This is a genomic window from Achromobacter seleniivolatilans (genome assembly GCF_030864005.1).
Taxonomy (GTDB): Bacteria; Pseudomonadota; Gammaproteobacteria; order Burkholderiales; family Burkholderiaceae_B; genus Achromobacter; species Achromobacter seleniivolatilans.
Genome location: NZ_CP132976.1, coordinates 480,023 through 501,470, shown reverse-complemented (window position 1 = coordinate 501,470; position 21,448 = coordinate 480,023). Strand labels below are relative to the sequence as shown.

Annotated in this window: 11 protein-coding genes and 1 pseudogene; 3 read left to right on the top strand and 9 right to left on the bottom strand. The window is 59.7% G+C overall.

Annotated elements, in window-relative coordinates; translation table 11 throughout:
- Window positions 1-24: 24 nt before the first annotated feature.
- The 9 genes and pseudogenes from RAS12_RS02255 to RAS12_RS02230 form a co-directional block, all read right to left on the bottom strand.
- Window positions 25-780, bottom strand: a complete 756-nt coding sequence (locus tag RAS12_RS02255) for a tetratricopeptide repeat protein (protein ID WP_306944877.1) — start codon at window positions 778-780, stop codon at window positions 25-27.
- Window positions 777-1,532: a hypothetical protein gene (locus RAS12_RS02250; RefSeq protein WP_306944876.1), complete on the bottom strand. Its 756-nt coding sequence runs from the start codon at window positions 1,530-1,532 to the stop codon at window positions 777-779. The genes RAS12_RS02255 and RAS12_RS02250 overlap by 4 nt, the downstream gene beginning before the upstream one ends.
- 358 nt (window positions 1,533-1,890) lie before the next feature.
- Window positions 1,891-2,199: a pentapeptide repeat-containing protein gene (locus RAS12_RS31005; RefSeq protein ID WP_371321286.1), complete on the bottom strand. Its 309-nt coding sequence runs from the start codon at window positions 2,197-2,199 to the stop codon at window positions 1,891-1,893.
- Window positions 2,181-2,303 (bottom strand): hypothetical protein, encoded by a 123-nt coding sequence (locus tag RAS12_RS31000; RefSeq protein ID WP_371321241.1) that lies wholly within the window; start codon window positions 2,301-2,303, stop codon window positions 2,181-2,183. The genes RAS12_RS31005 and RAS12_RS31000 overlap by 19 nt, the downstream gene beginning before the upstream one ends.
- A 234-nt stretch (window positions 2,304-2,537) precedes the next feature.
- Window positions 2,538-2,903: a hypothetical protein gene (locus tag RAS12_RS02245; RefSeq protein ID WP_306944875.1), complete on the bottom strand. Its 366-nt coding sequence runs from the start codon at window positions 2,901-2,903 to the stop codon at window positions 2,538-2,540.
- A gap of 5 nt (window positions 2,904-2,908) precedes the next feature.
- Window positions 2,909-3,067: pseudogene (locus RAS12_RS30995) on the bottom strand (hypothetical protein); the annotation flags it as partial.
- Between the two features lie 152 nt (window positions 3,068-3,219).
- The gene (locus RAS12_RS02240; RefSeq protein ID WP_306944874.1) at window positions 3,220-3,627 is read right to left on the bottom strand and encodes a hypothetical protein; all 408 of its coding nucleotides are present in this window, start codon (window positions 3,625-3,627) and stop codon (window positions 3,220-3,222) included.
- Window positions 3,624-15,161: a hemagglutinin repeat-containing protein gene (locus RAS12_RS02235; protein ID WP_306944873.1), complete on the bottom strand. Its 11,538-nt coding sequence runs from the start codon at window positions 15,159-15,161 to the stop codon at window positions 3,624-3,626. Before RAS12_RS02235 ends, RAS12_RS02240 begins: the two co-directional genes overlap by 4 nt.
- A gap of 163 nt (window positions 15,162-15,324) precedes the next feature.
- Window positions 15,325-17,034 carry a ShlB/FhaC/HecB family hemolysin secretion/activation protein gene (locus RAS12_RS02230; RefSeq protein ID WP_306944872.1) on the bottom strand — a complete coding sequence of 570 codons (1,710 nt, stop codon included), beginning with the start codon at window positions 17,032-17,034 and terminating at the stop codon, window positions 15,325-15,327.
- Window positions 17,035-17,372: 338 nt separating this feature from the next.
- On the opposite strand from RAS12_RS02230, the gene RAS12_RS02225 reads away from it, so the two are divergent.
- Genes RAS12_RS02225 through RAS12_RS02215 form a run of 3 tightly spaced genes read left to right on the top strand, consistent with a single transcriptional unit; the run spans window position 17,373 to window position 21,335 of the window.
- On the top strand, window positions 17,373-17,885 hold the full coding sequence (locus tag RAS12_RS02225; protein WP_306944871.1) for a winged helix DNA-binding protein: 513 nt from the start codon (window positions 17,373-17,375) through the stop codon (window positions 17,883-17,885).
- 9 nt (window positions 17,886-17,894) lie between these two features.
- Window positions 17,895-19,748, top strand: a complete 1,854-nt coding sequence (locus RAS12_RS02220; protein WP_306944870.1) for an ABC transporter ATP-binding protein — start codon at window positions 17,895-17,897, stop codon at window positions 19,746-19,748.
- A 54-nt stretch (window positions 19,749-19,802) separates the two neighbouring features.
- Window positions 19,803-21,335 carry an ABC transporter substrate-binding protein gene (locus RAS12_RS02215; RefSeq protein ID WP_306944869.1) on the top strand — a complete coding sequence of 511 codons (1,533 nt, stop codon included), beginning with the start codon at window positions 19,803-19,805 and terminating at the stop codon, window positions 21,333-21,335.
- The last annotated feature ends 113 nt before the right edge of the window (window positions 21,336-21,448 follow it).

Below are 21,448 nucleotides of genomic sequence, written 5' to 3'. Positions count from 1 at the left end.
TTAATCATTGGCTTAACCAGAAACCTAATTGCCGGGATACTTCGTCAACAATTCCACGAATGGCGGCTCCTGAAGGATCTGGCCGTCTCGCTTGCGGGCATCTGGTTTGGACTTCCCGATCAAGGAACGCACCTTATCGAGGTCGGCTTGCGCCAGTCCCGACTGCTCCATCCGGTCGTAGGCCAAACTGCGATAGGCGTATGCCCAGACATAATCCGGTTGGTAATTCATGCCTTCGGAAAAGGCGTCTGCGGCACTCGACCACTGCTGTAGCGCGAGCAGTGACCGGCCGAGATGGTAGTAACTCGGCATGCCAGGGGGCGTGCCCTTGCCTCTTAGACCCATGTTGTCCTGGAGCATGGTCCGAAGCAACTCGACCGCCCGTTCCGGTTGTCCTCCATCCCGATAATCGCTGGCAAGTCCAATGATGTCCCAACCTGTGCGTGCAGGCGCCAAGCGCAACGATTCCTCGAGGTCTGCAATGGCATGCGTATAGTCCTTCTTTTGCCTATGGGCGACGGCGCGCGTTTGCAGCGTGAGCGCCCGATAACGGGTCGGCGCGTCGGGCCAGCTTGAAAGACAAGTGGACAGCAGCCGAATGGCGTGGTCCGGATCTTTGAACCCTTCACTGTCCTCGGTAAATTTCAGATTGCTCGTCTGGGTGCACGGGCTAGCCTGGCTCGTCGGCGTGCGTTCCACAAGATCCGCCCCCTGCGAGGCGGTGCAGGCCGAAAGCAGAGCCAGGGGGACGGCTAGCGTTGCTAAGATGAGCGGCTTCATTGCGGATACTCAGCGTTGGTCAGGTCGGGACGCATGGCCTGGAGCAGCGTTGGCGTAATTGAACCCTGGAGCGTGCAAAGGACGTTGGTCTGATCGGCAGTGTCACTTTGGAGCATGAGTACGCGCTCGACGCTACCCTTCGGAGTCACCGTACTGGTTTCGAGGCCACTCGGGCGCCATGAATCTGCCGGGTCGCCAACCCTACGAATTTCGGCACGAGCCCATACATCGCCCCCATCGGCAAGTTTTCCCGAGGCGGGCAATACGGCATTGATTTTCTTGGCCACGGCTTTGAGGCTGCCTTCCGCCTTGAACCCCCAGAATAGGAAGCCGCCGAAATCTATGTCATAGGAAACCTCATCGTGCCAGGCGATCAGGCGCAGCCCGTCAACATCAATCGGCTCGCTGAAAACCTGATCCCGCCCCTTCTCGGAAAGCGGATTGCCGACCGCGATGGTCGCCGCGTTGGCCCGCTTTTTAACCTCTGCCGCTGGTCCAAACAGATTCGGATTTTCTTTAAGCGCGTTAAACAACGATGCATCGCATCTCGCGAACAGGCGGAGCGCCTCGCTCGCCGACGCCGGCGAATTGTCTGCCGCCAACGCCGAAGTGGCGGCAAACACAAAAATCGAGGCAAGCAGCGTAGATACAAATCTGGACATCGGATTTTCCGAAAGGGTGTTGGATGAATGGAACAGGCTCGCTTTGTTGCGGCACTGGTCGTATTGATTCGATCGCTTGATAAGCCGCACTCGACTATTTATCAAGAAAGCATCTCCCCTGCATATTTAGCCTTCGGCAAAGTAAGCCTCGGCGGAGACCCGTATTGCTCAGCAATTACTCCGTTGACGAATCATAAAAATCGAACGTTTTAAAGTTAAGTGGTAGCTGCGGACTTGCTGGGAGCTTAGAAGCTGGATTGGACTTTAACCTTTTGCCACGTGAGGGAATTATTCCGGCAGCCGACGCCTTAGATGAAAGTTGCAAATGCGATCACCACTGCGCACATTCAAGACATTGACGCTGCTGAGCACTCGCCGCATATTTAACTTTAATGCCGGCCACTGCATCGATCACTTGCTTAACAAACTGAATATTCGAGCATCTTAATTATCGATTATTTATCTTTCCGTGCCCCTCACAAGCTAAGCCCTGCCAGATCAAACCCTGCAGGCCATACCGTCCTTGCATCGTAAACCGCACCGGACCAATCCGCACTTTCCACATTGATGACCCCAAGGCCTGCCCCCCTAACGTGGCATCCTTAAAGCTGCAAAATCGGACGTCTGAATTTGAGAGCTTTGCGCCGGTCAGATCTGCACGTATGAAATCGGCTCCCACCAACACTGCGTCTGTGAAGTTGCATCCTTTGAGGGCGGCGCGCATAAAGTAAGCATTCATCAGCAAAGCGCCTTGCAGCTTCGCGTTAGAAGATCGGTTCCTACGAATCCAGCATTTCTTAGCGACGACTTGGAGAAGTTACATTCATGCATAATCCTTCCATCAAAAACTATCCGATGCAAATTCAGTTTTTAAAAATTTGCGCCAACCAACGTACTAGATCCAGCGCCGAAGAATCACCCGTTTTATATTGAAGGACAATCATCTTTTATTCCAATCCGTATAATCAACTTTAATATCGGATACCGGCTTCACATTTCCTCACATCGAACTCGACACGACTCCAGGAACCACCTCGACATCTCGTCCCAATATCCGGGCGGCGATATGCCTGTGGTTGTCATTAACGATTACAGCTATTTAAAAGTCCTATACCTGGAGTCCTCCCTCCTAAGCCTTAAGACTTCGGCCCAATTCCATAAGATCCCTGGAATATGGCTTTCAGGAACCACCCCACCTCTTTCTGAACGAGGAAAGTCTTCCATCGCCCTCTTGCAATAAGAGTAAAAAAGATTAAAGCAACGCACATCTACATAATCCAAAACGATGAAATTCTGCCCCTGATCATCAAGAGGAGAATATATTTCATTCAGGCAACACACTTCATCATCCTTGAATAATTTCCTTGTAGCCTCAACAATACAGTCGAACACTCCTTCAGAAACGGACCAACCTGCACCTGGTGGCCCGCTACCCTCGCCAACAGAAATAAGCATCGCCATTGAAGTCACCTCAAAATAAGAATTTTTCCCTGCTGCTCAGGAGTGAGAGCCTTAATCCATGAATTCACCATAGCCTGGTTTACCGAATTTAAATTTCTATAAATCAGAGGAACAATCTCAGCCTTCTCAACGTGAAGAATCAATTGCCGTTGATTTTGCAGGGAATTATTGTAAAAGAACTAATTTATCTGGTCGGACTTGGTGGCATCAGTCCACATGAAATCCACTGTACTGCCTGCATAATCCGCTTAGATTTAAAACTCAAACTACTTTCTTGGTAAAAATAACGGCAATACCTAATTTGACATCCGTTTTTTTACTCGAAGGTGATAGCCAACGCATCACCGTCCCCGTATTTCAATTTATATTCTACTAGCACCACTTCCGCAAATTTCAATACTAATTCTGCGGCGACAGCACGATCGACACCTTTCAAATAAAATGAAAATATGCACCCTGAAGAGTCTTGCTTCCAAGAAACAAAAACGTCATCCCCAGGCGAGCTCCAGAATTGAACATTAGTAATATGTTCATTCACCACCTCGGAGAACAAACTCCCTTTTGCGACTTCTTCCTGATCTCCAGAATTGCTCCACGTTGTAATCCTGGAGTTACCGGGATTTTCAACGGTCAAACCGCACTCCTCGAATAGCCCGACGACAATGGAAAATGCTTTTTCCAGCACCTCTGGAATGAGAACCTTTAATACTGGGCAAGCCATCATTCGCCTCCTTTAAAAATTTTGACATGATTTTCACCGAGAATTTTCGTGGCAAGCTTGATTACTGACTGCGGGGTGCCGTCGGCAAAGTACGCTTCGGCGAAAACTCCTCGTTGCTCAGCTATTGCTCTATAGATTCGAAGTTCTTGACCGAGTTTCCCAAGATTGTTGGCCTTTGCTGGCCCACCTACCGCGACCAAGTTCCCGTTAGATGCGACAACATCGATATCTGTCGAGCCCAGGCCGAGTACGACAACTTGTTCGCCAGAGACCGATCCATTGACGATAACCGCCACTGTGGCCTCGCGTTTCTGCCCTATTAATCGCCCCGCCTCACCCGCAGAACCTGTTTGGCCTCCGTCTTCGTTGTATATCAACTCCGGCCCTTGCTCGTCGGGCATTGGCGTAGTAGTAGTCGTCCCACCCGCCGGACCATTATTGCCCTGCCCTGGCACACCTCCAAGCTGCGGCACTTCTCCAGATTGACCGGGTAGTTGTGTATTCGGCAGCCCCTCCGCACCGTCGCCCGGTGGCACCCCAATCGGCGGCATGGGTTCTGCGGACTTCCCCGGCAAACTTTCGGATACACCGACAGAGGAGATGTACCGGGTTGTCGCAATCAGTAGCGCTTGATCGGCGGACAGCCCAGGGTGCGTGGCGGTCAGTTCGGCCACCATGGCACTCAGGGCGATGAACGCCGCAGGTCCAATCACCTTTTCCTGGCACGCTGTCGAGCGGAAGCACGCGCCCAGTGCCAACATGCCACCGCGCTTAAGCAAGGTCCCAACTGCATTGTTTTCAGTCTCTAGCCTGCCGCTATTGACCACCGCGCTCGCATCTGCGCCCAACCCTGCCGCCACACCAGCCAATAGGGTTGAAACCAAATTACTACGAGCTTCCTTTTCTTCAGATGACAATGCTGAGCCAGACTTACCGGTTGCGGCATCGAGCAACGCATTTACCACCGAGGCGGCACCTGCGCCAAGTGCAGAGCTGCCGCAGCCATCGCCACGCGCGGCACCCGCAGCACATCCAACCACCGCGTGTAGCGCCGCACGAGCAGCCTGGGCCTCGACACCTTCGCCAAGCATGTTTGAATACAGCTTGATCTGTTGAGCAGTCAGGCCTTGTAGATAATTGACAGCGCTCGCTTGGACAAACCCCGATACGCCTCCTGTAACGTTGCCTGCCGCACCGCCTATGAGCGCGTTGACGATCAAACGGTACTCACCTCCCGGCCCCCACTTCATTGCGGCATTCAATTCGTCGGCCAACGCGGTGATACGAGCAGTATCACCGCCATCGGGCTTTTTCAATTCATTGACCAGCTCCTTCGACAGCGCATCCGCCTCCTCCGCCCGATTCGTCAAAAACTGCCCGGCTTGCCGGCTGACTTCCGCGACGATTTCAAATCCCGCTCGTATCTCCTTCTCATCGAAGATGGGATCCAGGCTATTTAACGTGTCCTTCGTGTCGCGATTCAGTGCTGCGATAACTTCCGCAGCCGTCTGCCCGGTCAGGGCCTTCTGCCCTGCCTCATCACGAATGACGATCTTGCCGCCGCTGATTCCGCTAAGCGTGGTGGAACTGGATTCGCCACTGGCGCCCATTACGACTGGAACGTTTGCGCCGACGCCGTTGAAGGTGGCCAGGTTGGAGTTCGGCGTCGCCTTGCTGCCACCTGCAACCTCGCCCTTGCTATCCGTGCCGAGGTTGCTCTTGGTCTTGTCGTCGTCCTTGCCACCGCCGAAGCTAATGCCTCCGCCCAACTGAATCGACTGGCCTTCATAGCTGGCGCGGTTTTCCACATCGCGGCTAGTCAGCGTGCCGGTGATCAACACGTTCTTGCCGTCGGCGACTGCCTTGTCGCTGCTGGCGATGACGCCGCCTATCAGACCGGTGTTCTTGCCCACGTCCAATTGGAAGCCACCGTCACCAGCCCACAGCCCCGTCTGTTCGGTGACGCTGGCGTATTGGCTGTTGATTTTTGTCTGGCCATAATTGCCGCTAACTGAGCTTGCACCGTAGCAAATGGGTGGAATGCATAGGCTGACCTGGACACCCACGCTACGATCGCGAGCGGCGTAGTTGCTGATATCTTGCAGGCTCTCCACTACGAGATTGCCGCCAACGGTCGCCACGATCCGGTCAGCGCTCACCTGGGCGCCGCGCAGCACTGTGTCGCCGCCAGAGTTCATGGTGACTACATTGCCGGCTTGGACATGAGTGTTGTTCCACGTCGAATCCTGTCCGTCGCTCTTGCTCTTGCTTCCGCCCGCTCCAAGATTGATGCTGAAACCTTGCTGAGTTCCACCGATCGAGAAACCCACTCCGATGCTTGCATTGCTGCTCTTGCCATCTGTCTTCTGGCTGGCGGTGTTCTGCTGCGCGGTAAGCAGCAGGTCACCTTCGGCGTCGAGCAGCACGTTGCGCCCCGCCGCCAAGTTCGAACCGGACACGACGATATCGGATTCGTCTCCCTTGCCGGCTGCGATGATCGTAAGATCCCGCCCAGCGGCGATGGCCGTGCCGTTTGCGTTGCTGCTTTGGCCTGAGGTGGTTTGACTGGAGCTGCTGGCACCCAGATCCACGTTGAAGTTGATACCACCCACCTTGGATGGATCTTTGGCGACAGCGTCATAGGCATTCTTGGCAGCCAGGCCTGCTGCAACGGCAGCAATAGCCTGGAGGCGGCCGTTGTTGGTGTTCTGCGCCGCCTCGCGCATGCGATTGGTGCTTTGCACGGCGCTGACGACGGGATTGCTGGCGCTGAGCGTCACGCCAACCTGGCTGACTTCCTGGAATTGCCGATAGATACTTGTGTCGAAGCTGCCGTCGATCGTGACCGTTTGGCCACCAATCAAGATGTCGCGGTTGGCTCGGATGTCACTCCCTCGAATAAGGACATCTTCCATTGCAATGATCGAGACATCACCTTGCCGACTGACTATCGTGCTGCCAGCTGCACTGGGCGTGCTGCTACGCTCATCCAGGCCGCCGCTGCTGCCACGCACGCCCACGGTGAATCCGTTGCCTTCTTTGCCAAGGTCTCCAACCGATTTGTTGCTGTAGCTGCTGCTATGGTCGCGGGTGGCGTTGCCAGTATCTATGACGACCGCCCCATTGCTGGCGGCAATAGTCACATTGTTAACGGCATCAACAGCGGACCCAGCAATACGAATGTCGCCTTCGCGGCTGCTCAGGTAAACGCTGTTGCCGGTAATTAGCGAAGATGTTTGCCATGTCCCTAGAGCCTGATCCTTCGACTGCGCAACCTCACTGCCGTAAGGGAACATCTTGACCCCTCCGGAGTTCGGCCCGCCGTCAACGGCGCGACCTATATCGCCCAGACTCATACTGCCGAATGAGAAACTCGTGCTCTTGCTCGATTCGGCACTGGTTTGAGTTTGGCGATTGTCGGATCCGACGATGGCGATATTGCGCTTGGCATCTAACACCACGCCGCCTTGAGCGCGCAGACTGGATCCGGAGACCAGCAGGTCTCCATCTTGTGCCCGGCCAGAAGCATCCCGCGCGCCGCTGCCGGTAGCGCGAATCACAATGTCGCCAGCGGCGCTCAGCGACGACCCGCTGCTCACTTGGCTATAGGAGTCAAACGATCCGCTGCTCTTGCTGCTACTCACGGAGAACGTCACGCCAGGAGTAGTGGCGCCGCTGTGCGCAAGCTCCTGCGCCTTCGCCTTGGCGGCCCCCGCTGCGGACAAATTCTTGAAGGTGTCCACCGGTGTCCCCACCAAGGCCACTCCGAATCCGCTCTGCTTGAGGGAGTACTCGTTGTGAGTACTTTCAACATCACGGCCTGACACGATGGCGACGTTTTCTGCCTGAATGTCGATGTTGCCCGAGTTTCGGCCGGAGTCGTGCTCAGCCTTACCAGCGACAATGTCGCTGCCTGCTATCAGCGCATTCTGACCCGCCGTAATGATGACGTTGCCGCCTGTAGTACCTATCAAGCTGCGTGCGTCGCTTTGCGTGACGCCATCTACCGACTGCTTCGACTGGGCATCGCTGGTTTTGTAGGAAATGCCCACGCCTCCAACCGAAAAGCCGCTTTTCTTGACTCGTTCGTAGTGGCTCTCAGCGTAGCTGTTGGTTCCGGCTTCTACCCGCAGATCGCGACCTGCATCCAGAAAAATGTCTTTGCTGGCCAAGATTTGTGAGGCGGTAAGAGAAACATCCCTACCCGCATCGAATACCACTCCATCCCCACTGAACGTCGATCCTTGCGCGCGTGTCCACGCCTCTGAATCGATCGAGTGCGTGCTCTTGCTGGAGAAAAAACCTCGAGTCTTGAAATACACCTCATCACGAGCAAAGGCAGAGGCCTCTCCTTCGGTGAGGTTGATGTCCCGCCCAGCGACAACTTTCAACTGCTTGCCTGCGCTCACATCAGCAGCACGCGCGTTGATGTCTTGCCCTGCTGTCAAAATAAGGTTGCCGCCGGCATCAATGAATGTGCCAACTTCGTTGCTGGTGGCAAGGTCATGACGGTTCTTGCTGTTCAGAACCAAGGACTCGCCGTGGCTCTCAGTCAGCGTGCCCAGGGCAATATCACGCCCCGCCTGCAACCGCGCATCGTCCTTGACTGTGACTTGCGCCGCAGTCAGCGTCAAATCCCGACCCGCCTGCATACTGAGGCTGCCCGCGTCCACGCGAGACACACCACTTACATACGATCCCCACGTACTGCCGTTGTTCTCTGACGCCGAGGTGGATGTCAGGGCAATGTCGCGTCCGGCTGCCAAGGTGACGTTGTCGCCCTTGATCAGCGACACCAAGTTGGTCAGGTCTTCGCGCGCGGCAAGGTTGACGACGGCGCCCTGGATCAGGCCGCCCGCCTGGTTGACGATGTTGGCGGCGGTCAAGACCGTGGCTTCGCGTGCGCCGATGGTGCCGCTGTTGACGATGTCACCGTCGGCGGCGAGTTTGACGTCGCGGCCGGCCATGAGTGTGCCGTCGCCCTTCAAGTCGCCATCGCGCACCAGCAGGTAGACCTGCGGGACCAGCACTGTTTCTGTCGTGCCGTCGGGCAGCGTGATGGTTTGTTCAACCAGCCAGACCAGATCGGTGGTGAGCTGGCGTTGCTGCGCGTCGGTCAGCGCCGCGCCGAGTTTGATGCCATTGTCGATTGCGAATTTTGCGCCTGCCGCCAGCAGACTCTTGTATTGACTGTCGTAGTCGCTGAAGCCGTCCAGATAGCGCTGGCCGGAGGTGGCAAGGATTTGGTCGGAGACAAGCTTCTGTTCGTAGAAGCCGTCGCCCAGCCGCTTGGGTTGTCCGGAGGGCGTGAGGAACTTTGCGCCCGCGGGTATCAGCGCGTTCAGGCCGCCAGGCGTGCTACCCAGACCGGCGTTGACGGCGCCTGTGGCGCCTGCATTGCCGACGGGTGCACCGGGCTGGCGCAGCAGGTCGAACAGGTAGTCGCTGGATACGGTTGGACGGTTGCCGACGAAACGCGGATCGGTTGCCACGACGTACGGCGCATCCGGTGCGCCGTTGACTGAGAACAGCTGGCTGTCTGGAATGGTGGCGGGGTTGGATACGGTACGGACGACGTTGCCGCCTGGCAAGCCGATGCTGGCGATCAATACCGGACCGGGCGCGCGGCCACCGCTGGCGCCGGGCGAACCGCCACTGAGTGAGACCGAGGTGTTTCCACCGGATGTGCCTACCGGTAGCTCGATGGATTCTCCAGCCAGGGTGACTTGATACGGGCTGGAGAATTCCTTGCGGTCACTTGAACGCGCTTGGGTAACGGTAGCCGTACCTGTGCGTGTGATGATCCGCTCGCCCCCTGCACCGATGTTGTTGATCGCGGGGCCTGCGACGGACAATGTCCCACCCGCCGCAATCTGGCTTTTGTCATTCGTGACGGTGCCACTCAATGCCATCGCGCCGCCCGACAGGATCTTCCCTGGATCAGACGATAGGGTGCGAGTCTCAGTGACGGTTTCGTGGACGTCGTAGTAGGTAAACGTGCCGACCAACCGGCTATTGAAGTCGGCATTGAACGCACGGATTCGCGAGTCCAACTGATCATGCCGCGACTCATCGCGGGCTATCGCGGCATCACGTTCGGGAGTAGACACCATTTCACATTGCACGCCCCGGCACACCTCGATCATCGGTGGAATATTTCCTTCCGGGGCCGGCACGCCAAAGACAGCCCAAATTCTGTCTCCTTGGACATATCGGGTGCTGCCAACGCAGCCTTCGATTTGAACTCCGCTTGACAGGCACTCACGCAAGTTCGCAATTCGGGCTGGAGCGATAGGGGCGTCTACGCCCCCCTTCCCCTTGTAGGAAGGCGCATAGTCGAAAGGAGGGCCGTACTGCGCGGCCGGGTACTGGGTGGAAGGCAACAGGAACATTCGTTCCGGGTCGTCATCAAGCCAAGAAGGCTCCTTGCTGCATGCTGGCGTAACTTCGTCGCACAACCAATTGGTCGCCGCGTCGTAGACGTCTGTGCTACCCGCCGGCGTGAAGTACACCTTGCGTTGGGAAGACACCTCCACCACTTCACTGGCATAACTCTTGTTCTGGTTCAGAATCGATGCCGCCGAAATACTGGCATTGCCCGCGGCCTCGATCGTCGCCGATGCGTTGACCAGCGATACCGCCTGCCCAATCGCCTTGCCATTCGCATCCAATACGCCGCCGATACGCAGGTCAGCGCCTGCATAGATCAGCGCATGATCGCGGTTCAATAACGACGTGATACCCAAGTCCATGCCGCCGCGAGACGCAATCACCGCGCCGCCGCCCGCCCCCGTACCGTTGATCAATTCTCCGGTGCGTATCGAAATGGCATCGCCGTAGATGCGGCCGAAGTTGTCGACTCGCCCTGCCGTGATGCGTGTTGAAGCGCCATCGATCAAACCGGAGTTGGTCAGGCCGTTGGTGACGTTGATCGTGTTGTTGCGCCCGGCCAGCAGTTCTCCGTTGGCCTGATTGTTCAGCGATGCTGCCGTGACGTTCAGATCACGTCCGGCGCTGATCTTGGCGCTGTTGTCCATGGCGCCGCCGACGGTCATGGTCAGGTCGCGTCCGGCGGCAATATTGCCGCTTTGGTTCAAGGCGCCCGCGTAGTTAAAGATCAGATCGCCAACCGATTGCAGCGTGCCCAGGCCTTGCAGCGCCTGGACCACCACGCTCAGGCGCTCGCCTGCCAGCAGCTTGCCCTGCGTGTTGTTCAGGGTGTCTGCCTGGATCGTGGCGGCATTTTGCGCGGCGACTTCGCCGCCGGTGTTGTCCAATACCTGTGTGGTCAACGTCAGGTCTTGGCCCGCGCTGATTGATCCGCCTTGGTTGTTCACCCGGTCTGCCACGATGGCAACGACTTTGCCCAGCACGCCCTTGGCCGGCGCGCCGGCTGCGGTCAACGTGGCGCTGTTGTCCAGGCTGGCGGCGTTCAAGGTCAGGGTGTTGTCGGCCTGGATCAGGCCGCCGCGATTATCGAGATTGCCTGTGGCGGTAATGGTCTGATCGCCACCTGCCAGCGTGCCGTTGCGGTTATTCAACTGTGCGGCTTCGATCTGCACATTGCCTGCGGCGGCAATCAGCCCTGCGGTGTTGTCGAGCTCGCCGCCCAATTTCAGCGTGGCGGCGCCGGCCGAAGTCAGCTTGCCGCCTTGATTGCGCAGGTTGGCGGCGGTGATGTCCAGGTTGCCGCCGTGCATGACGGCGTTACGGCTGGTGATGTCTCCTGCAGAGGTCAACAGCGCGTTGCCGATGGCGGACAAATTGCCGCCAGTCAGGTCCATGGCGTTGGCGGTGAATGTCAGATCCTTGCCTGCCAGGCTGGTGCCGGCATGCATGATGGACCCTGCGTTCAGCGTCAGGCTGCCGGCTTGGCTGAGTTTGCCGTCCGCGTCGACGCCTGCGATAAAGCGGCCGGCGTTGTTCAACTGACCTGAAGCGGTGACGTTCAGACTGCCGCCCGCCAGCACCGAACCCGTGTTGGTAAGAGCGCCTTGCGCAGCTAGACGGGCCGCACCGGCCACGGACAGCACGCCTGCGTTCGTCAGCGCGTTGCTTGCCTGGAAGTCCAGAGCCGCGCCAGACTGAACCTGGCCGTTTGCGGTCGTCATCAGATTGCGGCCGGCGCTTGCGATCAGGTCGCCCGCTTGCGTGGCGGCCACCCCGCCCAGCGTGGCGTCGGTGCCCGCGCGCAGCGTCATGCCTTGGCCGGCCGCTGCTGAACCCAAGGCCTGCAATGCGCCCTTTGCGGTAGCGGACATGTTGGCGCCCGCCTGTTGGACCGATGTTGCGCCCAGGCTCAGATCGCCGCGCAGCACGTCCATCGTCAGGTCACCTTGCAGAGCCGCAACGGTGCCGTCCACCGTCATGCCGTCTCCGGCGATGAGTGTTTGCGACACGCCTGCCAACATGCGGCCCGCAGCGCGCAATGTTTTATCTGCCGTTGCCGTCAACGTCTGACCGGCTTGTGTCAGCCCCGTCGCACCCACGGCGATGTCGCGGGCCGCCAGCGTCAGTTGCGCATCGCTGGCCGCGGTACCGTCCACACGCGCTTGGCGCGCGGCGGTCAGCGCCATGTCTTCTACCGATGTCAGGGCGCCTGCTGCGCTCAGGTCGCGCATGGCTTGCGCGGTCAGCGTGCCTGCGGCCTGGACTTGCCCGCCCTGCTTGATGATTACGTCCTGCCCGGCGGACACCAGTAACGCGCCGGCAGATTTCTCGCCTAATGCTGCGGCGGTGCCGCCTAGACGTGCGTCGCCCAAAGCATTCAGTGTGAGGTCGCCGGCCGCCACGATGACGCCGTCAGAGTCCAAATGGGTGCCCGCCTTTGCGGACAGATTTTCAGAAGCCTGCATGCGGCCGGTTGCGCCCACGCGCAGCAGGCCCCCGGCCTCCGCCGAGAGGCTGCCTGCAAGCGCGGCCGCGATGCCGTCGATGCTGAGATCGCGGGTAGCGGACAGGCTGGCTGGCGAGCTGGCGGTGACGACGCCCGTCACGAATAAATCCCGGCCCGCTTGCGCTTGCAGGTTCCCGCCCGTGGCCCGCGCGGTTTCGGCGGTGCCAGCCGTACCGGCGATGCGCAGGTCTTGGCCCGCGCCCAAAAGCAGCTTGCCACTGCCCTGCGCCAAACCGCCCTGACCGATGCTTAGATCAGCGCCTGCGTCAGCGCGCAGATAGCCGTTGGCGACCGTCTTGCCGTTCAATTCGGCGTTGGCGCCTGCGGTCAGAAGAACGTCCTTCTCACCCGAGATCGTGCCGTCTGCAAGCAGATTGCCACCGGCTTGCGCATTCAGTTGCTGTCCTGCCTGCAACACGCTCGCACTGCCCAATGCCATGGCGCCGCCGCTGATCGCAGTGAGCGTGCCGGCGTTGGCCAACACGGTTCCATCCACCCGCAGATCACCCCGCGTGCCCACTTGAGCAGACTGACCGGCGATAAGAAGACCGGCCAGCGCTGCGCTGGCTGCGTCGGCCACGATTGAGCCATCAGCCTGCGCGCGCGAGGTGGACGATGCGGTCAGGGCCTCTCCTGCTGCCAACTGCAAATTGCCGGTAGCAAGCGTTTGGCCCGCCAGCGTCAGGTTGCCAGCCGCCTGCAAAGACAGGTCCTTCAGCGATGTGACTTTGCCAAAACTTTGCAGCCCGCCCCCGGCATTAATGCCCACGCGCTGCGCCGCTGCGAGTTGCGCTTGCGCTCCAATCGCAACATCGCCGCCAGCCAATGCCTTCAGCCCCCCGGATGCTGCCGCCAGCGTGCCGTCCACAACGAGATTCTTGGTTGCTGCAAGCTCCATATCGCCATTGGCGCGCAGCGTGCCGGCCATGGTCATGTTTGCGCCCGCTTTCGCGGAGGCGCCGCCCTCGGCGTCCCATTGCGCTGGTGCTTCAACGCTTAGATCGCGGCCAGCTTCCATGGCAACGCGGCCCGTGGCTGCGCCTTTGCCCAACATCCAGGCGTCGCGCCCCGCCATCAGCGAGACATCGCCCCGCGCGCCAACCATGCCGGCCACGCGCAAGTCTGCGCTGGCGCGTATCGCTGCATTGCCGCCAGCTTGCAGCTGCGCGCTGGCGCCTGCCACCAAGTCCCCGCCTGCTTGCGCGTGCAGCGCGCCCGCAGCAGTCACCTGCCCGGGCAGCACCATGTCCCGCCCCGCCTTCAACACCATGGCGCCCTTTGCGGTAACGAGTCCGCTCGACTCGGCCCCTGCCGCAGATGCGCTGGGCGCCACGCTGGGCGTACCTGCCCCGCCGCCCGTATTGCCGCCTGCGCCGCTCCCTGGCGTTGCGTTTCCGCCTCCCACAGATCCCGTGCCCGTGCCGCCCGTCACCGGAGGGTTCGTGCCCGTCGTGGGTGTCGCGCCGCCGATGCGGATATGGCGGCCGGAATCCGCGCGCACATCCTGGCCTCCCATGACCAATGCCCCTGCCAAAGACAAGTCTTGTCCCGCGGCAATACGCAGCGCGCCCTGAGTTTGCAATCCCCCCTGTGCGGCAACCGTCACATCGCCCGCCGCATTCACATCTACTGGGCCACCGGCGCCCACCGCGCCCTTTATGTCCGCATTGCGGCCTGCTGCAAGCGCCACGGCGCCAGACGCCTGGGCGGCGCCGTCCACGGCCAAGTCGCGCCCCGCCGCCAAGCTGAGATCACGCGCCGCCTGCACGGTGGCACTGGGCGCGATGCGCACGTCTCCCGCTGCGCTGACGTGCAGATCACCGGTCAATGCCACCAGGTTTGCGCCGACGTTCACGCCCACCCCGGCTTCCGTGCCGATCAGCCGAATGCTGTTGGCATACATGCCGCCCAAGGCCGCCGTATCCAAAGCCACCGCCGGCGCCGCGCCCTCGCCCGCCTGCGCTGATGCGGCCCCGCTGGCGTAGTCCACTTGCGCTGCGCCTGCCACCACGTTCAGGCGGTCCGCCCAGACACCCGCGTTGATCTCGAGCGACCGAGCGATCAGATCCACCTGACTGATGTTGGCCCCATACAGGCCTTCACCCTCAACGCGGATCTTGCCCGCGCCCACGTCCAGAGAAATGCCGCCGTCTGGACCTACCTGCGGCCGCCCCGTCGTCAACGTGGCGCGGTCTGCATTCAAGAAACCGCAGCCATTGCAGGTAATACCCGCCGGGTTGGCCACGATGACGTTCGCACGGTTGCCGGCGACTTCCAGCGTGCCCAGCAGTTGCGACGGATTCGGCGCTGTGACCTGATTGAGAATGGTGGTGGCGCGCTGGTTACCCAGCATGACATTGCCGGCGACTTGTCCGGCTAGCTGCGACTGACTTGCCCCGCCGCTGTTATTCAACACCACACCCGATGGGCCCACGTTGAATTGCGTGTAGCGATTGTTGGATACGCCGCCCGCCGAGGGTGGCGCAATGTTGACCACAGGTACGCCATTGCTCACGCCCACCGAAGGCTTTGCGCCCGCCACGCTCTTATCCACCGAGATCGGCAAGGTCTGCGCCAACACGGGCGTCCACATTTGCGTGAATACGATGGACCAGACGATCAACGAACGAAACTTGAACATGGTGCAACCCTGCGAATTCAATTTCTGGAATGACTGCGGATCAACCGGACGTGTTTGTCCGGGCCACAGCGCTTAAGGCGAAGCAACAGCGTTCAGGCAAACGCCTGAATGGGTAGAGAGATCAACCTGGCCCGCCAGCACTGCAAGGCGCTGGCGCGGGCCGTTAAAACTCCAGCATCACGACCATGGCAAACACGGTGGATGAGGTCTTCAAAGATTCAGGTTTTTTCAAGGGCCAGCCGGCTGACAGGTCATAGCTGGCGTTGACGTAAGGGATGGAGAAGCGGCCACGCAATCCGGCAACGGCGCCAACCAGCGTGCGTCCAGAGAGGAATGCGGCAGATGGACCCCCTACACGGCCGACATCGACGCCGGTGTAGAGCTGCTGCCCGGGCAAGCCTGTCAGGCGTTCCAGATTCAGCGAAAGATCGTTGCGCAAGGACCATCCATCTTCAGCGGCCAACGTCATCTGGCCATCAAAGCCACGCACCGCGTAGCGGTTGCCGATAGTGAAGTAGTCAGCCGGCACGACGGCAGTCTTGGCGTGCTGGATCTGCCAGTTGCCCTGATACGCAAAGGGCTGCTCCAACACCTTGAATGGCACGTAGACACCCACGTTGGCGGTGTAGATGGTGCTGCGGCCATTCCAATCGGGGTCGCCATAGACGTAACCGGGCTGATCGGAATAATGCGGCAAGGTGCCACGCACACCGCCGCCCACGTCCAGCACCGACTGCCCCAGATATTGGCGATGGCTGTAGCTGAACTCGTAGCCCGTCACATCGCGGCGCTGCACATCGATGGGCACATCATTCAGCGTGCTGTCCGTGCGCTTGCGCAGCAACGTGAACGACGCATTGCCCTTGTAGGCAGTACCTCGATAGGGCACGACGGACACGCCCGCCTGCACTTGTTTGGTGGTGCCGCCGTACACGATGGGGTCTTCAAAACCCGCCACCGTTTGCCGATAGGTGGATTTGCTGGCGCCGGCAAAGAACATCCAGTAGCCAAACGGAATGCTGTAGTTGATGGATGCCGCACGCGTGTTGGAAGTGGAATCCCGCCAGCGAGCATTGCTATTCCAGGACACGGATAGCTGGTCGTACAGGAACAACGGGGAATCCAGCGTCAGCCCGGCGTTGACCTGGTATTTGCCGATGGACTCCATGCCGCCGTTGTCGCCACCGATATACCCATGCCAGCGTTTGCCGGTGCCTGGGCGAATGACGATGTCAGAATCCCCCAGCTCGGGGCCGGGTGCAACGTCGATTGCTGCGTCTGACTGACCGGCCAGACGGCGGATGTTCTCCAACGCCTGATCCAGATCGCGCTGGTTCAACTCGCCGCCCGCGCCTGTGGGCACCGCTGTTCGCCACCAGCCGACGGTGTCTTCGCCTTTCACCCCGGAAATACGTCCCGGCACATAACGCAGCGTCAGTGTGCCCGCAGCCAATGATTGCTCAGGAACCAGCAACCGGGCGGTCACCCTGCCGCTGTCGATCAGTTGACCGGTCAGATATTCCTGTAGTGCACGCAACCCTTGCGCGCCCACACATTGATCCACCACCGCACCGCTGGCTTCCGCGATAAATGCGGGAGGCTGGGCGCCGTCCCAAACGAGTTGTTTGATAACAAAGCACGGGGTTTCGACCGGCAATTGCAGGGTTTGGGTGCCTGACTTGGCTTCGGGAGTCAGCACGTCGGGACGTTCGGCGGCCCGTTGCCGCTGCGCATCAATTTCTTGTTCCTGCCTGCGCTGAATCTCGGCGGCGCGCCCGCCATCAGGTAAAGGCTGCGCAAATGCGGCTCCCGCCGAGGCCATGAAGACGACTGCTGCCAGGACCATGCCCCGCCCGCTAAAAGCAACTTCCATTCGTGTGTCTCGCTGCTAAAACCGCTGTGCTTTGTCTATTTTTGATATTTATAGTTACTTATTTTGCCACAAGACAGACTTATATAACAATTTGTGTCCTTTTATGTGGGCGGCTTCGCGACAAAATTTAAAAGAACTTGGGCGAATAAGAAATCAGATGGATCCTAAATTTCGGATTTTCCTGAGAATTTTCCTCAACGCTGCAACGATCCCGCCGGCCATATGCAATATAGGCCTGTGCTTATTTCCCCGGGTTATCCCGAATGCCTCCATAACAACAAATCGTCAATAATTCGCCAACGATTTGTCGTCGATCCGTCCCCCATCCTGCCTAGCCCATGCCTGTATCCGTCCGGGACGCCATAGTTTCCTCATCCCACCTTGCCTCGTCCGCCCCGGAGCTGTCCGAGGTCGAGTTCGGCTTGATCATCGCGTCCCATGCGTTTAACCGCTGGATGGTCCGTTGCATGGCCTGTGCGGGCTTGCCCGAACTGACCTCGTTGGACATCCTGGTGCTCAACCACGTGTTTCATCGTGGACGCGGCAAGAAACTGGCCGACATCTGCTTTACGCTGAATGTCGAAGACACGCATCTGGTGAACTATTCGCTGAAGAAGCTGGAACGCCTGGGCGTTGTGCAAAGCGCCAAGACGGGCAAGGAAGTGATCTACACCACGACCGACGAGGGCGCTGCCGCCATTCAGCGCTACGCCGAAGTGCGCGAGCAATGCCTCGTTAAACCGTTCATCGACTCCCCTGCGGCGGACGACGCCAGCCATCAGTTGGCAAACACCCTGCGCGCCCTGTCGGGCCTGTATGACCAGGCAGCCCGCGCCGCCACCTCGCTGTGAGAATCCACGTTGTCTAGCACTACTGCCTCTTTGCCCATCCCGCTCTTGTCCGTGCGCGGCGTATCGGTTGATTTCAATACCGAGAACGGCGTGTTCCGCGCCGTCGACAGCCTGGACTTCGATGTACAGCCGGGCAGAACGCTGGCCATCGTCGGGGAATCCGGCTCGGGCAAATCTGTGACGTCCATGGCGATCATGCGACTCACCGACTACAGCAACGGCCGTATCGCCACGGGCCAGATTCTGTTTCGCGACAGCGCAGATCGCGAGATCGATCTGACCAAGGCGTCCGACGAACAGATGCGCGCCATCCGCGGCAACGACATCGCCATGATCTTCCAGGAGCCGATGACGTCCCTGAACCCGGTCTTTACGATCGGCGATCAGATCGTTGAAGCGATCATGCTGCACCAGCAACTGTCGCGCTCGGCCGCGCGTCAATCCGCGCGCAAGCTGCTGGAAAAAGTGCGTTTGCCGGACGCTGAACAATTGCTGGACCGTTATCCGCATCAGCTATCCGGCGGCATGCGTCAGCGCGTGATGATCGCAATGGCGCTGTCTTGCCAGCCGCGATTGCTGATCGCCGACGAGCCGACCACCGCGTTGGACGTGACGATTCAGGCGCAGATTCTGAACACCATCCGCGAACTGCAACGCGATCTGGGCACGGCCGTTATCTTCATCACGCACGATATGGGCGTGGTGGCTGAAATGGCTGACGACGTGGTCGTGATGCTGCGCGGCAAGAAGGTAGAGCAAGGCACCGTTGACGAGATTTTCAACGCGCCCAAGCATCCCTATACGCGTGCGTTGCTGGCAGCCGTGCCCCGTCTGGGCAGCTTGACCGGCCGCGATCTCCCGCTGCGCACGCCGCAAACCGTGCTGGAGGGCGATACGCTGCGTGAAGTAGGCGAAACCCGCGAGCAAGACACCGCCACCTACGACGAACCGGTGTTGCGCGTCGAAAAACTGACGACTCGCTTCGATGTGGGCCACAACCTGTTCGGCCGGGTCACGCACCGTGTGCACGCCGTGGAAGAAGTGAGTTTTGACGTGTACCCCGGCGAGACGCTGGCGCTGGTGGGCGAGTCCGGCAGCGGCAAGTCGACCATCGGCAAGACCTTGCAACAGCTGGTGGCGCCAACGTCGGGCGCAGTGCGCTACAACGGCCAGGACGTGTTTTCGATGGACAGCGCGGGCCGCCAGCGCCTGCGCCAGGAAATTCAGTACATCTTCCAGGACCCCTACGCGTCGCTTGACCCGCGCAAGACCGTGGCCTTCAGCATTGCAGAACCCATCCGCACGCACGGCCTCTTGTCAGGCGAAGACGCGATTGCCCGCCGTGTGGGTGAACTGCTGGAACAAGTTGGCTTGAAGCCCGAACACGCGCGCCGGTATCCGCATGAGTTCTCGGGTGGCCAGCGCCAGCGCGTGTGTATCGCGCGCGCCCTGGCCAGCAACCCCAAGCTGATCATCGCGGACGAATCCGTCTCGGCGCTGGATGTGTCCATCCAGGCGCAGATTCTGAACCTGCTGATGGATCTGCAAAAAGACCGCGGGCTTTCCTACCTGTTCATCACCCATGACATGGCCGTGGTGGAAAAGGTCAGCCATCGCGTGGCCGTGTTGTATCTGGGCCAGATTGTGGAACTGGGTACGCGCCGGCAGGTTTTCGAATCGCCGCAGCACGCCTACACGCGCAAGTTGCTGGCCGCAGTGCCCGTGGCCGAACCCGGCCGCCATATTGATACGTCATTGCTAGAGGGCGAGATCCCCAGCCCGGTGCGCCGCGTTGGCGACGAGCCCGCCATCATTCCCCTGATCGAATTCGCGCCCGGCCATCAAGTGGCCCGGGCGGCTTGAGTACATCCTTTTTTTCAGTCGGCCCGACCCGATTTCCCGTCCCTGGAGGCGAACATGCAATTCTTACGCACCACTTTCACCGCCACCGCCCTGACTCTGGCGCTGGGCGGCGCGCTGCCCGCCGTCATGTCCACCGCGCATGCCGCCGGCACGCTTAGCGTGGCCATCAACCAGGACCCGGGCAGCTGGGATCCGATTGACACCTTCGTGACCTTCTGGGGCTCGGTGGGCGGCAATCTGTACGACGGTCTGACGATGCGCGGCGCCGATCTGAAGCTGCAACCGGGTCTGGCCACCAGCTGGGAATACCTGGACGACAACAAGCGTCTGCGCTTCAAGCTGCGCGAAGGCGTCAAGTTCCACAACGGCGAACCCTTTAACGCTGAAGCCGTGAAGTTCACCTTCGACCGCCTGTTGGGCGCAGAAGGCGCCAAGGGCCCGCAGAAGTCCAACTACGACTCGATCGGCGAGGTCAAGGTTGTGGACGAGAACACCGTGGACTTCATCTTGAAGCAGCCGGACCCCGTCCTGCTGACCAAGCTGGCTGGTTACGGCGCCATGATCGTGCCGCCGAAGTACATCAAGGAAAAGGGCGAAGACAACTTCAACACGAACCCGGTCGGCACCGGCCCGTTCAAGTTTGAAAGCTATCAGCCCAAGGTCAACGTGACGCTCGCGCGCAACGATGAATACTGGGGCGGCAAGCCGAAGCTGGACAAGGTTGTCTACCGCTTCATCGGCGAACCCGGCACCCAGGTGGCCGAGCTGCAAGCCGGCCGCATCGACATCGCGACGCTGATCCCGCTGGGCCTGATCGAAACGGTAAAGAAGGCCGGCAACGCCGACGTGATCTCGACCGGCGGCCCGGTGGCTTTCGCACTGCGCTACAACACCAAGAACGGCATTACCCAGAACCGTGACGTGCGCCGCGCGTTGATCATGGCCGTGGACCGCGAGGCCATCGTCAAGCAGCTGTTGCTGGGTCAGGCCAAGGTTATCGCCAGCTTCCAGGGTCCGCAGTCGTTTGGCTACAACCCCGAACAAAAGCCCCTGCCCTTCAATCCCGCCGAAGCCAAGAAGCTGCTGGCTGCTGCTGGCGTGAAGCCGGGCGCCACCGTGCAGATCGACGTGCGCGGCAGCGACTCGAACTTCCGCGAAGTGGCGCAAGCCGTTTCGGGTTATCTGCAAGGCGTGGGCGTGCGCGCAACCATCAAGCCGTATGAAACCGGCGTGCTGCTCAACGACATCATCCCCGGCGGCAAGACGGGCGAGATGTGGCAGAACCAATGGGGCGGCTGGACGTATGACTACGACAACACGGCCTACCTGATGTATCACACGGGCCAGAAGTGGAACCCGTATGACAACGACACCAAGCTCAACGGCATGCTGGAAGCGCAACGCACCGTCTATGACGTGAAGAAGCGCGAAGCCATGTTGCAGGAAATCGCCGGCTACGTCGCCGACCAAGCGCTGGAACTGCCGCTGTACAGCCTGAACACGATCGTGGGTGTGAACAAGCGCGTGAAGAACCTGGAAGTTCCGGGCGACATCCGCTTCCGCTTCCTTGACGTCAGCGTGGACTGATGCTCCCGCCGAAGCGCTACGCGCTTCACCCCGGGGACATGCCTGCGGACCGGCTCGCCGGCTCCGCGGCATCCCGCTAGAGCGATGCCTGTTGCAGCATTAACATCACCGAC

What these genes read in the sequence shown, in the direction of transcription:
- RAS12_RS02255 (WP_306944877.1), bottom strand. Translation starts at nt 780, where the DNA reads ATGAAGCCGCTCATCTTAGCAACGCTAGCCGTCCCCCTGGCTCTGCTT.
- RAS12_RS02245 (WP_306944875.1), bottom strand. Translation starts at nt 2,903, where the DNA reads ATGGCGATGCTTATTTCTGTTGGCGAGGGTAGCGGGCCACCAGGTGCA.
- RAS12_RS02240 (WP_306944874.1), bottom strand. Translation starts at nt 3,627, where the DNA reads ATGATGGCTTGCCCAGTATTAAAGGTTCTCATTCCAGAGGTGCTGGAA.
- RAS12_RS02235 (WP_306944873.1), bottom strand. Translation starts at nt 15,161, where the DNA reads ATGTTCAAGTTTCGTTCGTTGATCGTCTGGTCCATCGTATTCACGCAA.
- RAS12_RS02230 (WP_306944872.1), bottom strand. Translation starts at nt 17,034, where the DNA reads ATGGAAGTTGCTTTTAGCGGGCGGGGCATGGTCCTGGCAGCAGTCGTC.
- RAS12_RS02225 (WP_306944871.1), top strand. Translation starts at nt 17,373, where the DNA reads ATGCCTGTATCCGTCCGGGACGCCATAGTTTCCTCATCCCACCTTGCC.
- RAS12_RS02215 (WP_306944869.1), top strand. Translation starts at nt 19,803, where the DNA reads ATGCAATTCTTACGCACCACTTTCACCGCCACCGCCCTGACTCTGGCG.